At 44.2% G+C, this 15,803-nt stretch carries 8 protein-coding genes and 1 riboswitch; of the genes, 2 read left to right on the plus strand and 6 right to left on the minus strand.

Annotation, left to right across the window (positions count from 1 at the left end; all coding sequences use genetic code 11):
- Window positions 1-793 precede the first annotated feature (793 nt).
- Window positions 794-2,125, minus strand: coding sequence for a cation:proton antiporter (locus R8269_RS21870; RefSeq protein WP_031781147.1), 1,332 nt, complete (start codon window positions 2,123-2,125; stop codon window positions 794-796).
- Between the two features lie 191 nt (window positions 2,126-2,316).
- Between R8269_RS21870 and metH the strand changes: the two genes are divergently transcribed.
- Window positions 2,317-5,997: a methionine synthase gene (metH, locus tag R8269_RS21875; protein WP_215810451.1), complete on the plus strand. Its 3,681-nt coding sequence runs from the start codon at window positions 2,317-2,319 to the stop codon at window positions 5,995-5,997.
- 86 nt (window positions 5,998-6,083) lie between these two features.
- Here metH and lysC read toward each other — a convergent pair whose 3' ends face one another.
- Entirely contained in the window at window positions 6,084-7,436 is a 1,353-nt protein-coding gene (gene lysC, locus R8269_RS21880; protein ID WP_065274909.1) for a lysine-sensitive aspartokinase 3, read from the minus strand.
- A 101-nt stretch (window positions 7,437-7,537) separates the two neighbouring features.
- A riboswitch (Lysine riboswitch) is annotated at window positions 7,538-7,716 on the minus strand.
- Between the two features lie 220 nt (window positions 7,717-7,936).
- On the opposite strand from lysC, the gene R8269_RS21885 reads away from it, so the two are divergent.
- On the plus strand, window positions 7,937-9,058 hold the full coding sequence (locus R8269_RS21885; protein ID WP_054577146.1) for a pyridoxal-phosphate-dependent aminotransferase family protein: 1,122 nt from the start codon (window positions 7,937-7,939) through the stop codon (window positions 9,056-9,058).
- Window positions 9,059-9,117: 59 nt separating this feature from the next.
- On the opposite strand, the gene R8269_RS21890 is transcribed toward R8269_RS21885, so the two are convergent.
- From R8269_RS21890 to R8269_RS21905, 4 genes are all read right to left on the minus strand, one after another.
- Window positions 9,118-10,899 (minus strand): PglL family O-oligosaccharyltransferase, encoded by a 1,782-nt coding sequence (locus tag R8269_RS21890; protein ID WP_053350598.1) that lies wholly within the window; start codon window positions 10,897-10,899, stop codon window positions 9,118-9,120.
- Window positions 10,900-10,966: 67 nt separating this feature from the next.
- Complete coding sequence (uvrA, locus tag R8269_RS21895; protein WP_005381241.1) at window positions 10,967-13,789, minus strand: excinuclease ABC subunit UvrA; 2,823 nt, start codon at window positions 13,787-13,789, stop codon at window positions 10,967-10,969.
- Window positions 13,790-13,938: 149 nt separating this feature from the next.
- On the minus strand, window positions 13,939-14,811 hold the full coding sequence (gene galU / locus R8269_RS21900; RefSeq protein WP_005381239.1) for a UTP--glucose-1-phosphate uridylyltransferase GalU: 873 nt from the start codon (window positions 14,809-14,811) through the stop codon (window positions 13,939-13,941).
- Window positions 14,812-14,970: 159 nt separating this feature from the next.
- The gene (locus tag R8269_RS21905; protein WP_158156939.1) at window positions 14,971-15,615 is read right to left on the minus strand and encodes a LuxR C-terminal-related transcriptional regulator; all 645 of its coding nucleotides are present in this window, start codon (window positions 15,613-15,615) and stop codon (window positions 14,971-14,973) included.
- Window positions 15,616-15,803 lie beyond the last annotated feature (188 nt).

The raw sequence follows: 15,803 nt of genomic DNA on the forward strand, positions 1-15,803 counted from the left end.
CGGCCTGTCACGCCGGGGGTCGCGGGTTCGAGTCCCGTCCACTCCGCCACTTATATTAAGCCTCAGTCGAAAGACTGGGGCTTTTTTCGTTTTGGTTACCTGACTTACCTTAAACCCACTCTCATATTTAAATCTTGCATCTCGAGTTACACTACCCTCTTCACATGGTTTTAATACGTCGTGAACGAGCTAGCACGTAACTCTGTGCCTTAGTCTTAGTCTTATTCCGATACCAAGCTCTAACCAAAGCTCCTTTTATTCGATATTAGAAAATCTAGTTATGTGACAGAGTTTAATTGTTTGAAGTGTCGCTTGTTTCTAATTTGAAAATAGGATGACTTTGAATACAAGTTTAGTCTCACTGAGATCAAGAGGGAGGGGGCTAAATTTCTGTTAAGGCTTTGATCTACTGAATGCTAGCTCAGTTTTATCTTGATGAGGTTGCTAACCTGTTTGGGTTCTGAACGCAATCACCCTAAATGTCTCTTTCTCATAAAAATACAAACTCGCTCATTGCTAAGTATTGTGGAAGTTTAGCTTTGATGTTTGCGAGGAGCCTATATTGCCAAGGGAAGAGAAGTGATACAGATGAAAATGGGTAAATTAAAAGGCTCGTCTATGAATACTATCTATCGGCAATAGTTAGTATCTATGAAAATGTAGCGTAGCGATTCTTAGTATATTTGAAGGTATATCAAAGAATAAGGAGCATTAGTCCTTGAAGGGGAGTCTGAAAATTAGTTATGAAAAAAGCAGCTAGGTAGCTGCTTTTTATTTATTAAGTTACGTGTCTTTAAGAGTCCAATGGCTCCGTATGTTCCGGAGTGGTTATTGCTTGGTTATTCTCTTCCATCTTCTTCTCTTCTGCTTTTGCTTTTTCAATCATTGGAGTGATTGTTGAGCCTTGAATGAGGATAGAGAAAACAACGACGGAGTAGGTCATTACAAGAATAATCTCTTTTACATCGATTAACTTATCTTGAATCACCCAAATACCAGATGGAATAGAAAGTGCCATCGCTAGTGCTAGGCCTCCGCGTAAACCGCCCCACGTCAAAATACGCACTGACCATGGATTATATTTTCTGTAACGTTTAAAGCCTATGTAAGAAAGAAATACACTTAGATAGCGAGCTGCTAGTACAAGAGGGACTGAAATAGCCATCATGATCCAGTCTTCTTTGTGGAATTCAAATAGCAGCATCGACATGCCGATCAGTAGGAATAACACGCCATTCAAGAACTCATCAACAAGCTCCCAAAAATGGTCAAGGTGATCTTCACTCTCTTTTGAAAAGCCAATAAAGCGTGTCCAGTTGCCAATCATAATACCGGATACAACCATCGCGAGTGGGCCTGATACATGGATGTATTCAGCAAATGCGTAACCTGCTGTTGGGACACCAATGGTAAGTAACAATTCCATTGAGTGATCATCGGTGGCACTGATCAAGTAGTGGAATAGCAAACCGAGGACGAAACCATATGTGATACCACCGATAGCTTCTTGGATGAAGAGTAAGGTGACACTACCTACAGTTGGTGCCTCAGTGCCAAATGCAATCGTAAATAGAGTGACGAAGATAACCAAACCGAAGCCATCATTGAAGAGCGATTCTCCTTCAATCTGAGTGGAGATACGTTTAGGAGCATCTAGTTTTTTCACAATAGCCAATACAGCGATTGGGTCAGTTGGCGATATTAGAGCACCAAATAGTAAGCAGTAGACCAAATCAAATTGGATGCCAATTAACTGACAAAACCCATACAGCGCAAATCCAATAAAGAACGTAGAAAACAGTGTAGCTCCAAGGGCTAAAACAGTGATCTCCCACTTTTGATCTTTAAGGTTCGGGAGTTTGATGCCTAGTCCACCAGCAAATAGTAAGAAGCCAAGAATGCCTTTGAGCAAGAAATCTTCGAAGTTAATCCTTGTGACCGTCTCCGTCGCAATTTCGGTGAGATGGAACCAGTTGTTTTGACCCGCAATTAAGATTAGAAGTGAAAGCACCATTGAACCTGCGGTAATCGCAATGGTGGTTTGCATCTTTCCTATCTTGCTGTTTACAAAAGCAATTAGCATCGCAGCTGCGGATAGAAAACATAAAGTATGATAGACCGACATAGAGCTCTCTATTTGTAACATTTTATGAATGGAATTCTCGGCTGATGCTGCTTAAATAGCAAACATTTTTTCGTGATTATTTTGTAAGTTAAGAAGGAGATAAAATAATCATTAATTCCACGTTTAGACGTCTAGACTCCTGAAGTTTGTGTGATAGGATGGAAAGATAACTAAAGGAATGAGGCTGTACTGTGGGAAGTAACGTAAGACAACAGATTGAAGCTCAATTGAAGCAACGTATTCTTTTGATTGATGGTGGTATGGGAACCATGATTCAAGGGTACAAACTTGAAGAGCAAGACTATCGAGGAACGCGCTTTGCGGATTGGCATTGTGATCTAAAAGGTAACAACGACCTGTTGGTTCTAAGTCAGCCTCAACTTATCAAGGAAATTCACGCTGCATATTTAGAAGCGGGTGCAGATATTCTTGAGACCAACACTTTTAACGCAACAACCATTGCGATGGCTGACTACGAGATGGAAAGCCTAAGTGAAGAAATTAACTTTGCAGCTGCCAAGCTTGCACGTGAAGTTGCAGACGAATGGACCGCAAAAACACCCGATAAACCACGTTATGTCGCAGGGGTTTTAGGGCCGACAAACCGAACTTGTTCTATTTCTCCTGATGTAAATGACCCCGGATATCGAAATGTTTCTTTCGACGAGTTAGTTGAGGCTTACTCTGAATCGACTCGAGCGCTTATTAAAGGTGGTTCAGACCTTATTCTTATCGAGACCATCTTCGATACGCTTAACGCTAAGGCTTGTTCATTTGCTGTTGAAAGTGTGTTTGAAGAGATGGGTATTGAGTTACCTGTGATGATCTCGGGGACTATTACTGATGCTTCCGGTAGAACATTATCCGGTCAAACCACAGAAGCGTTTTACAACTCATTACGTCATGTTAAACCGATTTCGTTTGGTTTGAACTGTGCACTTGGCCCGGATGAACTGCGTCCTTATGTTGAAGAGCTCTCTCGTATATCAGAATCTTTTGTTTCCGCTCACCCAAATGCTGGGCTTCCGAATGCATTCGGCGAATACGATTTGTCGCCAGAAGATATGGCTAAGCATGTTAAAGAGTGGGCTCAAAGTGGCTTTTTAAACTTGATTGGTGGGTGTTGTGGTACAACTCCTGAGCACATTCGCCAAATGGCACTCGCGGTTGAAAATATCGCCCCTCGTCAATTACCTGAACTTCCCGTTGCTTGTCGCTTGTCTGGCTTAGAGCCGCTCGCGATTGATAAAGACTCTTTATTTATCAATGTCGGTGAGCGTACGAATGTAACCGGTTCTGCGCGTTTTAAGCGCTTGATTAAAGAAGAGCTGTACGATGAAGCGCTCGATGTGGCTCGTCAACAAGTTGAAAATGGCGCTCAAATTATCGATATCAACATGGATGAAGGCATGTTGGATGCACAAGCTTGTATGGTTCGCTTTTTAAACCTTTGTGCGTCAGAACCTGAAATCTCAAAAGTACCAATCATGGTTGACTCTTCCAAGTGGGAGGTTATTGAAGCCGGTCTTAAGTGCATCCAAGGCAAAGGCATTGTTAACTCGATCTCTCTCAAAGAAGGCAAAGAGAAATTCGTTGAACAAGCTAAGTTGATCCGCCGTTACGGTGCGGCTGTGATTGTGATGGGGTTTGATGAGATTGGGCAAGCAGATACACGTGAGCGCAAAGTAGAAATTTGTACCAACGCTTACCGAATTCTTGTTGATGAAGTGGGCTTTCCACCAGAAGACATCATTTTTGACCCAAACATTTTTGCCATTGCTACGGGGATCGAGGAGCATAATAACTACGCGGTGGATTTCATTGAAGCCGTTGGCGATATCAAACGTGATTTACCACATGCGATGATCTCGGGTGGTGTTTCTAACGTCTCATTCTCTTTCCGTGGCAATAACTATGTACGTGAAGCGATTCACGCGGTGTTCCTCTACCACTGTTTTAAAAATGGTATGGATATGGGGATTGTGAATGCGGGTCAGTTAGAAATCTACGATAACGTGCCTGAAAAATTGCGTGAGGCTGTGGAAGATGTCGTTCTTAACCGTCGTGATGACGCCACTGAGAGATTGTTAGATATCGCGGCGGAATATGCAGGCAAAGGGGTAGGTAAAGAGGAGGATGCCTCTGCACTTGAGTGGAGAACTTGGCCTGTTGAAAAGCGCTTAGAGCACGCGTTAGTGAAAGGAATAACTGAGTTCATCGTTGATGATACCGAAGAGGCTCGTGTCAACGCTTCAAAGCCATTAGAGGTGATTGAAGGCCCACTAATGGATGGGATGAACGTCGTCGGAGACTTGTTTGGTGAAGGTAAAATGTTCCTTCCTCAGGTCGTAAAATCTGCACGAGTGATGAAGCAAGCAGTCGCGCATCTGGAGCCCTACATCAATGCAGAAAAGCAGGTGGGACAAACAAACGGTAAGATTTTGCTAGCGACGGTCAAAGGTGATGTACATGATATCGGGAAAAATATCGTTGGCGTTGTATTGCAGTGCAATAACTACGAAATTATCGATCTTGGTGTCATGGTTCCTTGCGAAAAGATCTTAAAAGTAGCGCAAGAAGAAAACGTCGATATTATTGGTTTATCAGGGTTGATCACGCCTTCATTAGACGAAATGGTGCATGTTGCAAAAGAGATGGAGCGTCTCGACTTTAACTTACCTCTTCTCATCGGTGGCGCAACAACGTCAAAAGCCCATACAGCAGTTAAGATTGAGCAAAATTACAAGCATCCAGTGGTTTACGTGAACAACGCCTCACGTGCAGTGGGCGTATGTACTTCTCTTCTGTCAGATGAACGTCGCCCTGAATTTGTTGAAAAACTTCAAGCTGATTACGAACGAGTACGTGATCAACATAATCGAAAGAAACCGAGAACCAAACCAGTGACATTAGAAGCTGCTCGAGCGAATAAAGTTGCTATCGATTGGGAAGCTTATACTCCTCCAGTGCCTGTTAAGCCTGGCATTCATATCTTCGATGATTTTGATGTGGCTATATTACGTCAATACATCGATTGGACACCATTCTTTATGACTTGGTCACTTGTGGGTAAGTATCCAACAATTTTCCAACATGAAGAAGTTGGTGAAGAAGCAAAACGTTTATTCGAAGATGCCAACGAGATACTTGATCGAGTTGAGCGAGAAGGCCTGTTAAAAGCGCGTGGAATGTGTGGCTTATTCCCTGCTGCGAGCGTGGGGGACGACATTGAAGTTTATGCTGATGAAACTCGTACCGACGTTGTGAAAGTATTACGTAACTTGCGACAACAGACCGAGAAACCAAAAGGATTCAACTATTGTTTATCCGACTACATCGCACCTAAAGAGTCGGGTAAGCATGATTGGATAGGGGCATTTGCTGTCACTGGTGGTATTGGTGAACGAGAGCTTGCTGATGAATACAAAGCACAGGGAGATGATTACAACGCAATTATGATTCAAGCGGTGGCGGATCGCCTAGCCGAAGCGTTTGCTGAGTATTTGCATGAGCGTGTCCGTAAAGAAATTTGGGGTTATGCTGCGGATGAAGATTTATCTAACGATGATCTCATTCGTGAAAAATACCAAGGTATTCGCCCTGCACCAGGTTATCCAGCGTGCCCTGAGCATACTGAAAAAGGACCGCTTTGGGAGCTACTTAATGTGGAAGAGAATATTGGCATGACTCTAACCTCCAGCTATGCAATGTATCCGGGCGCGTCAGTCTCTGGTTGGTATTTCTCTCATCCTGACTCACGTTACTTTGCGATCGCACAGATTCAAGAAGATCAGCTAGAGAGTTACGCCGATCGTAAGGGGTGGGATAGGATCGAGGCTGAAAAATGGTTAGGGCCAAACATTAACGGTTAAATTGATGTTTACCTCGTCCAAATGTAACAACTATTGAAACAACAAAGGGCTGCAGATACGCAGCCCTTTGTTTTATTGAGTTGAACTTACTTCTCAAACAACTCCGTGTGGAGTTTTTGTATGGCTTGTTTCGATACCGATTCATGGAGCAAGAAGCATAAGTTGTGAGGGCTAGCGCCATAACAAATCATGCGTAGGTTAAAATCTTCTAGCGTGCCAAAAACCTGTTTCGCGTAGCCTTTACTCTCACTCATGTTGTTACCAATGAGAGCAACGAGGCATAGGTCATGTTCAACTTCTACCTTACATAACTCTTCTAACTCTTCTCGTGCAGCTTGCGGCAGCTGCGGCGCGCCACCAGATGTATCAGTTTGATCAAGTGTTAACGATACACTGATTTCAGATGTCGTGATCAAATCGACAGAGATCTTATGCTTTGCAAGGATCTCAAAGACCTTTGCTAAGAAACCGTATGCGTGGAACATATTGGCGCTGCGTAGCGTTACCATGGTTTGGTTACAACGCAAAGCTAGCGCACGGAATAACGGTGAGCTTTCGACTTGGTGGCGAATCCAAGTTCCCCCTTTTTCAGGCTCTTTCGATGACCCTACAAATACCGGAATGTCGTGGCGCAATGCAGGTACTAGCGTAGAAGGGTGAAGGATTTTAGCGCCAAAGTTAGCCATTTCTGAAGCTTCACTAAAGCTGATCTCAGGAATTGGTGAGGCTTTTGGTGCAATTCGCGGGTCTGTTGTGTAGATACCCGGAACATCAGTCCAGATTTCTAGCCCTGCCGCTTTAACGCTCTCAGCAATTAAGGCGGCGCTGTAATCGCTGCCCCCTCGACCTAATGTTGTTGTATTACCGGCTTCGTCAGATCCTATGAAGCCTTGAGTAACAACAACGGATTGTTGGCAAAGTGGTACGAGTTTATCTTGCGCAAGCGTCGAAATTGCTTCAATGTTTGGCTCCGCGCGACCAAAGTTGTCATCAGTACGCAGCACATCGCGGATATCAAAGCGCACTGCTTGAATGCCTCGCTCACACATTAACTGAGTTAGAATGTGCGTCGACATGAGTTCACCACATGCGACTAAATGATCGGTTAACTTCGCACTAGCTTGGATAGATGCAGCCTCGGCCAGGCTGGTTACGGTATCTAATATGCCATACACCTCGGCAGCAGTTTTCGTGCTGTCTTCGAGCTGAGTTAAAATGGCGTCATGAATGTTGGCCAGATTTTGCAGTAGCTCAGTACGGTGCGTTTGATCCTGAACACCGTTGGCGAGTTCTACCAATAGGTTGGTGACGCCAGAGCAAGCGCTGCTCACGACTAGGCGAGTATTTGGATTGTTTTCGATAATGGTGGCGCAACGACTCATTGCCTCATAGTTGGCAACACTGGTTCCACCGAATTTAGCTACGTTAAATGCGCTCACTGCGTTCTCCCACGACTTCCTAAAAAATTGTACATCCAATGTTTAGTGAGAAAAGGAACAGAGCAAAAAGAGAGGCATTTAGAATGCTATTTGAAAAATTTACCCTCAGAAGCCCTTCATCAGACTGCGCTGATGACAGTTGATGGGATTCAGCCCAATTCAACCGACAAGTCAAATCCTGCAACTTTGACTTACCTCGGCACTACTCCCCCTCAATGATTGGTGTTGGAATTGCGGTTCCACAAATCATCTACCTGGGTAGCGCTCCTCTTCTACATAAAGCTCAAACATTGAACGGTTTTGAGGCCTTAATGTCAATCAATATTTCAACCTTTATGGTGTTTTTTATTAACGATTTTGTGACACTGGTTTGACCTCCATACTTACGGCTAATTGCTGATAGAGGAAAAATCTATTAGGGTGGAGAACCCTACACCTGAGCCATGTTATTGAATAGAACTTTTAGAATGCTCAGGATAAAAGATAATCAAGGAGCTGACATGTCGATCCAAAGCTTTATTCCACCTCACCGTATTTTAATGGGACCTGGTCCTTCTGATATTTATCCTCAAGTGTTACAAGCACTAAGTCGTCCTACGGTAGGTCACCTTGATCCTCTGTTTATCGGTATGATGGATGAGCTCAAGCAGCTATTGAAGTATGCCTTTCAAACTGACAATGAATTCACTATTGCGGTTTCAGCCCCTGGTAGTGCAGGGATGGAAACCTGCTTTGTAAACTTGATCGAGAAAGGCGATAAAGTGATCGTTTGCCGTAACGGTGTATTTGGTGAACGCATGCGCGAAAATGTCGTCCGTGCTGGTGGTGAAGTTGTTATCGTCGATGATGAATGGGGGACGCCTGTTTCCATTGATAAAGTCGAGCAAGCACTCGAACAGCACCCAGATACAAAAATTCTTGCTTTTGTGCATGCGGAAACCTCAACTGGTACAGTCAGTGATGCTCAAGCATTGGGTAAGCTGGCGAAACAGCATAATGCATTATCTATTGTTGATGCGGTGACGTCACTTGGTGGTGTGCCGTTAAAAGTGGATGAATGGCAACTGGATGCGGTTTACTCTGGTAGTCAAAAATGTTTGTCATGTGTACCTGGGCTCTCACCAGTGACGTTTTCTCCTGCCGCGATTGAAAAGATTCAAGCAAGAACAACACCAGTACAGAGTTGGTTCCTCGATCAGAGTTTAGTTTTGGGGTATTGGAGTGGAGAAGGCAAGCGTAGTTACCATCATACGGCGCCAGTTAATAGCTTGTATGCGCTTCATGAAGCTTTATTGATACTGAAAAATGAAGGATTAGAAAACGCTTGGGCTCGTCACCAACTGATGCATGAAAAACTCAAAAATGGCTTACAAAAGTTAGGCTTTGAATTTGTTGTGGACGAAGCCCATCGGTTGCCACAATTAAATGCGATTTACGTGCCTGAAGGAGTTGATGAAGCAAAAGTTCGTGCTCACTTGCTAGAAACCTATAACCTAGAAATTGGTGCAGGCCTTGGGGCATTAGCTGGTAAAGCGTGGCGTATTGGCTTAATGGGTTACGGCGCTCGATCTGAAAACGTTGCGCTGTGCTTAAAAGCGTTAGAAGAGTCACTCACTGAATAAAATCATACAGCAATGAGATAAAGAAAAGCGAAGGTCATCCCTTCGCTTTTTGGTATTTATTACTCAGCTCCTGAAGTGGGGGCTGGTGAGGCAGATATTGCTTGAGAAGGTGGCTGGTAATTGACGTCACTGAAATCAATCTTCGGGAACAAAAACTGCGCTTCAGCTCTAATTTGCTCCGCTTTACTTGAGTCATCTAAGCCTTGGTAGGCCAAAATCAAATTATTATAAAATGCAGGGCGAGGCTTATCTTTGATGATTTTTAGCGACCAATCGATATAAGGCTGAATCAAGGTTGCGTCTTGTTGGTACAGCCCAAGGTTTAAAAACGTGCTATAGACATCCCAATCAAACCTGTCTTTCCAAACTACAGGGTTACTGACTTGATTCAGAATATCAGGGTTAGTTGGTCTAGTGGTCTCAAACTTCGTCAATACATAATTCGTATGTAATGCGCTTACCATGTAAAACGTAAACGCAACGGGAAGTACCAAACTAAAAACACGCAGCAAGCTTTTGGTTACATTACTAAAGCCGACTTGTCGATAACGAGAGACGCGCTGATCGACCCAGTACAGTAGGATAACGAAGATCAACCAATGCACGAGAGAGTGGTAGAAAGGGTATTCCAGTTGTGAGTGCAATACGATAGGTATAAACAAGGCCAGCAACGCAAGACGAGTTCCGCGTTTGGCTTGATAGATTCGATACAGTACCAGTGCCATCGCTAAGAAGATGCCGAGTATTGGCAGCAAGCCACCTTCTACTCCCCAGTAAAGCAGCTCGTTATGCGGATGATCCATGGCTGGCAAACCAGCTGGGTAATTCTCATTTAGGGCATGTTGACGAGCCGTATACAGCATGTACTCAGATTCAAACTTACCATATCCATAACCAGTAAAAGGCTTTTCAATCACCATGTCTAATGTTTGCGGAAAAGTATACGCTCGAGGAGACTCCATATTTACTTTTTCTGCGGCTAACCCACCTCCATCAGGAAAGGCAAGATGCATGACAACGACGGAGAATAAGAGCCCACTTACAAGTGACACAACCCAGCGGATAAAGCGCCCTTTGGTTGCAAAACGGTACATGTATGGAATGACCAACAACACGGCGATGACCGAGGCTAACCAACCAGTGCGTGAAGCCAACGCCACAATTAGTGGTAAAGTTAAAACTGGCACGGCATAGAGAAGGTAAACATCGCTTAACTTACGGTCGTATTTGTAGGGCTGACGTGCAAGTAAATAGCTGGCAATCACCAACCCTGTCGCAAGAAAGCTGGCCATTACATTGGGCTGTTGGAAAATACCATAAGGACGATTGGCCACCGTGTCGTAACCAAACGGATTACCTGGTTTGAGATACAGATATTGTGTCAGACCAAAAATGGCTTCGATAACAACCGCAAGGACAATGAACCATAATAGGCGTTGGCGATGTTTATTACTGAAATGAAATTGTTGTAAAACAATAAAGAACAGGACACCACACCACAGGCCAATGAGCTTATTGGCTGCCAAGCTGCTATTCGCATTTGGGTACAGAATGGGCACTGTCATGATAAGAGCACTAATGAACAAGCCGATGGTTAGTTTTGAGTAACGTAGCACTCGATTATTCGCTAGTTGGTAACACCCAATGCCTAATGCAAAGCTAAAAGCAATCCAAGTTGTCGCATTGAACGAAAGCGAAAGCCCCGAACCGCCGGGGTTGGGCATGAAAAAGTGCATTGCCAACACAAATAGTGTTGCCAAGGCAATGAGAAACTTGCGATTGAGGGGAACCTGTACTTTTTCGGGAGAAAGCTTTGTTCCACTTACATGTATAGTAGCCATAGTTATTGCGTTGTTTTGAATGAAAAAAGACCAGCACTTGCTGGTCTCGATACTTTACCTGTTTTTTCTACTTCAACATAGGCTTGAGGAAGTGAGCTGTGTGCGAACCCTCGATTTGCGACACATCTTCCGGAGTGCCTTGAGCGATTATCTCGCCGCCACCTTGACCCCCTTCAGGACCAAGATCGATAATCCAGTCCGCAGTCTTAATGACGTCCAGGTTATGCTCGATCACCACGACAGTGTTTCCGTGGTCGCGAAGTCTGTGCAGTACAGTGAGCAACTGCTGGATATCATGGAAGTGCAAGCCGGTTGTTGGTTCATCCAAAATGTACAAGGTTTTTCCTGTATCACGTTTGGATAGCTCTCGCGCCAGTTTCACACGCTGTGCTTCACCACCGGAGAGTGTTGTTGCCGCTTGACCCAATCGTATGTACGACAAACCCACATCCATCAGTGTTTGTAGTTTGCGAGCGATGGCAGGAACTGGATCGAAGAAGGTGCGTGCATCTTCGACCGTCATTTCTAGCACTTCATCAATAGTTTTACCTTTGTAACGTACTTCGAGCGTTTCACGGTTGTAGCGTTTACCTTTACACACATCACATGGCACATAAACATCTGGTAGGAAGTGCATTTCTACTTTGATAACACCGTCACCCTGACAGGCCTCACAACGACCACCGCGTACGTTAAAACTAAAACGGCCCGGTTTGTAACCGCGAGAACGCGACTCCTGTGTGCCTGCAAACAGTTCACGGATTGGTGTAAAGATCCCCGTATAGGTTGCAGGGTTAGAGCGAGGTGTACGGCCAATTGGGCTTTGATCGATATCGATGACTTTATCGAAGTGCTCTAGACCTTTAATCGATTTATAAGGTGAAGGCTGAGCCGTTGTCGCTCCGTTAAGTTGGGTATGCGCAATTTTAAAGAAAGTATCATTAATCAGCGTTGATTTACCTGAGCCAGATACTCCTGTAATACAGCTGAATAACCCAACAGGAATTGAAAGGTTAACGTTTTTAAGGTTATTACCTGTTGCGCCTAATAGCTCAACCGTTTTTTTCGGATCTCGCGGCGTGCGATCTTTCGGTACTGCGATTTCTTTAACACCACTTAAGTACTGACCTGTCAGAGAATTCGGATTCGCGACTATCTCTTCCATGGTGCCTTCCGCAACAACATTACCACCATGTACGCCAGCACCAGGACCAATATCTATGACATGATCTGCACAGCGAATCGCATCTTCATCGTGTTCTACCACAAGTACGGTATTACCTAAATCGCGCAAATGAGTCAGTGTTTTTAGGAGTCGTTCATTATCACGCTGGTGGAGGCCAATCGACGGTTCATCCAGAACATACATCACACCAACAAGACCTGCACCAATTTGGCTTGCTAAACGAATACGTTGAGCTTCACCGCCTGATAAGGTTTCAGCACTGCGTGATAAGTTTAGGTAGTTCAAACCGACGTTAACTAAGAATTGCAGGCGGTCGTTGATTTCCTTCATCACTTTTTCAGCGATTTGGGCTCGTTGACCTTCCAGTTTCAAGGAATGGAAGAACTCCAATGCATCAGCAATGCTGAGTTCAACAATCTCAGGTAGTGTCGTATCAGCAATAAACACGTTACGTGCTTCGAGGCGTAGACGAGTACCGCCACAGCTTGAACAAGATTTAGTGGAGATGTATTTTGCAAGCTCTTCACGGACAGAGTTGGATTCTGTATCACGATAGCGACGTTCTAGGGTATTCAGAATACCTTCGAATGGATGGCGTTTAACGCGAATATCGCCACGATCGTTGATGTATTTAAACTCAATCTCAGTACGACCTGAGCCCTTTAGAATGACATCTTGCGTTTTCTTTGGCAGAGAATTAAAAGGGGCATGGAGGTCAAAACCATAATGATCGGCCAATGAGGTGAGCATTTGGAAGTAGTAGTAGTTCTTTTGATCCCAACCGCGAATCGCACCTTGTGCCAAGCTTAATGAATCATCTTGAATGACTCGGCTTGGATCGAAGTATTGTTGAACACCCAAGCCATCACAAGTGCCACATGCACCAGCAGGATTGTTGAATGAGAAAAGTCGCGGCTCTAACTCTTGCATGCTGTAACCACATTGTGGACAAGCGAAGTTGGCGGAGAAAATAATCTCTTCACCGTCGCCATCCATTGGCGCGACAACTGCAATTCCGCCTGATAATTCGAGTGTTGTCTCGAAAGATTCGGCCAAGCGCTGTTGTAAGTCTGGACGAACTTTAAAGCGGTCTACCACAACTTCAATGGTGTGCTTTTTATGTAGTTCAAGGGTTGGAGGATCGGAAAGATCGCAAGTTTCTCCATCAATACGCGCACGAATAAAGCCTTGAGCCGCTAAGTTCTCAAGCGTTTTAACATGCTCCCCTTTACGTTCTTTGACAATAGGCGCCAATAGCATCATTTTGCTGCCTTCCGGCATCTCTAGGACTTTGTCCACCATTTGGCTGATGGTTTGCGCAGCAAGAGGGGCATGGTGCGTTGGACAGCGGGGTTCGCCCACACGAGCATACAATAGACGTAAGTAGTCGTAGACTTCGGTAATTGTACCGACGGTTGAACGCGGGTTATGAGAAGTAGATTTCTGTTCAATAGAAATCGCAGGTGATAACCCTTCAATGTGGTCGACATCGGGTTTTTCCATCAGAGACAAAAACTGACGAGCGTAGGCAGAGAGAGACTCTACGTAGCGTCGTTGGCCTTCTGCATACAATGTATCGAAAGCGAGAGAGGATTTACCGGAGCCACTTAGTCCAGTAATGACAATCAGTTTATCGCGAGGGATTGTAAGATTAATGTCTTTAAGGTTATGGGTTCGGGCACCGCGAACTTCTATTTTATCCATCGTTTTTGCTCTATGTATAACCAAGTGGGGCAAGTATTACATAGTGTGAGAAATGTGCAAAGAAAATTACTGGATAAAAAAACAGTAAAGTAAAAAGCCCAGCGTTGTGCTGGGCTTTCGATACAGTAATTTCGTACTAAGACGATGCTTTATACTGCTTTTTGTGTTGCGTGCTTACCTAGCTCAGAGGTTTTTTCATCTTTTAGATACAGGTTTTCAAAACAATAGTTAGTTGCTTCGATGTAACCTTCAACGCTACCACAGTCAAAGCGTTTGCCCTTGAATTTGTAAGCCAATACACAGCCCGCTTTTGCTTGTTTTAGCAGCGCGTCAGTGATTTGAATTTCACCACCTTTACCTGGTTCAGTGTTTTCAATCAGTTCAAAAATATCGGGAGTCAGGATGTAGCGGCCAATGATAGCAAGGTTGCTAGGTGCCGTGCCTTTCTCTGGTTTTTCTACCATGTCGTCTACGCGGTAGATGTCGTCTTTGATCATTTCACCAGAGATAACGCCGTATTTGTGTGTTTCTTCGGCTGGTACTTCTTGCACTGCAACGATAGAACAGCGGAACTGCTTAAATAGTGCCACCATCTGAGCCAGTACGCCCTCTTGCTCGTTGACACAAAGGTCATCAGCAAGAACAACAGCAAATGGCTCATCGCCTACCAATTCTCGTCCAGTTAGAATCGCGTGGCCCAAGCCTTTCATTTCGCGTTGACGTATATAAGTGAAGTTTGCAGATTCAATGATTTCACGGATATCTACCAACAGCTCTTCTTTGTTGGTACCGCTAATCTGATGTTCCAGTTCGTAGTTCTTATCAAAGTGGTCCATGATCGAGTGCTTGCCACGACCTGTCACAATACACATGCCGTTCATACCAGCTTGGATTGCTTCTTCGACACCGTATTCAATAAGCGGTTTGTTCACGACTGGCATCATCTCTTTTGGCATAGATTTCGTTGCCGGTAGGAAGCGTGTGCCATAGCCTGCAGCAGGGAACAGACATTTTTTTATCATTGGGGGAATATCCTATCTCGTTTTTATCAAGAATCTGCGCATAACTTTAACACGAGAGGTATCAATGAATCATGAATAAAGTAGGAAAAAATGTGAGACTCGGTGCGGAAAAAAGATGAGCGACTCGTCATTTCAGTTATCAGAGCCGCTCACATTGCATCACGACATTAAGTTTTGGTCTGCCCAGGCGATTGCCTGTACTCGGTTCTTTACGGATAGCTTTTTGAATATCTGATACAAGTGCGATTTGATGGTGAATTCACTGACGAATAACTCTTCGGCCATCTGACTGTTCGAGGCGCCAGCTTGTAGGCAACGCAGTACTTGTAGCTCACGAATGGTTAGGTCTACCGTAGCTGGTGCAGTATGAGTATTAATGACATTGCGGTAATAGTGTAAAAGTTGACTGGTTACATTACGCGGCAGCCAGTTTTGACCGTTAACAATGCCTTTTAACCCTTCTCCAATTTGCTCTAACATATCTTCAGAATAAAACACACCTTTTAATTGACCAAATGAAAGAAGTTCATCCGTGGTTAGTCTTTTAGGCACGTTGAAGACAACGGTTTCAAAGTTTTTCCATACAAGAGGCAAGTTTTTGATCGATTGAACAAGTGATTTATGTTCACTGAAGTCTATCAGTAGAATTTTATTACGGTGTTGTGGCTTGGCTTCCATGAGTGCTTCGGTTGAAATCACCGGGATGCTCATATCAATGTACTTTTCGAGTGCCGCCACTTTTTTTTGCGCATTATCTTCCATACTGATCAGAAATAGCTTTCTTGCGTAAGCCGACTTTCTCACGTGTTCCAATCTCCCTGGGTTCAATAGAAGCCATAAACTGGCATTAAAGAGAGGCCATAACCATCGCTTTACTGAATAAATGCGTTCGAATTCAAAGCTTCACGAAACGATGTCTGCAACGCGAATCAAAAATGCTACACACGTAAGTTGAAATACGATTTGGGTTCTAGAGGGTGACTCAATAGATC

The sequence above is a fragment of the Vibrio sp. Vb0667 genome (genome assembly GCF_033391095.1).

Bases quoted from the DNA above. Each gene is read 5' to 3' on its own strand.
- uvrA (WP_005381241.1), bottom strand. From the start codon at position 13,789: ATGGATAAAATAGAAGTTCGCGGTGCCCGAACCCATAACCTTAAAGAC.
- R8269_RS21890 (WP_053350598.1), bottom strand. From the start codon at position 10,899: ATGGCTACTATACATGTAAGTGGAACAAAGCTTTCTCCCGAAAAAGTA.
- R8269_RS21870 (WP_031781147.1), bottom strand. From the start codon at position 2,125: ATGTCGGTCTATCATACTTTATGTTTTCTATCCGCAGCTGCGATGCTA.
- R8269_RS21885 (WP_054577146.1), top strand. From the start codon at position 7,937: ATGTCGATCCAAAGCTTTATTCCACCTCACCGTATTTTAATGGGACCT.
- galU (WP_005381239.1), bottom strand. From the start codon at position 14,811: ATGATAAAAAAATGTCTGTTCCCTGCTGCAGGCTATGGCACACGCTTC.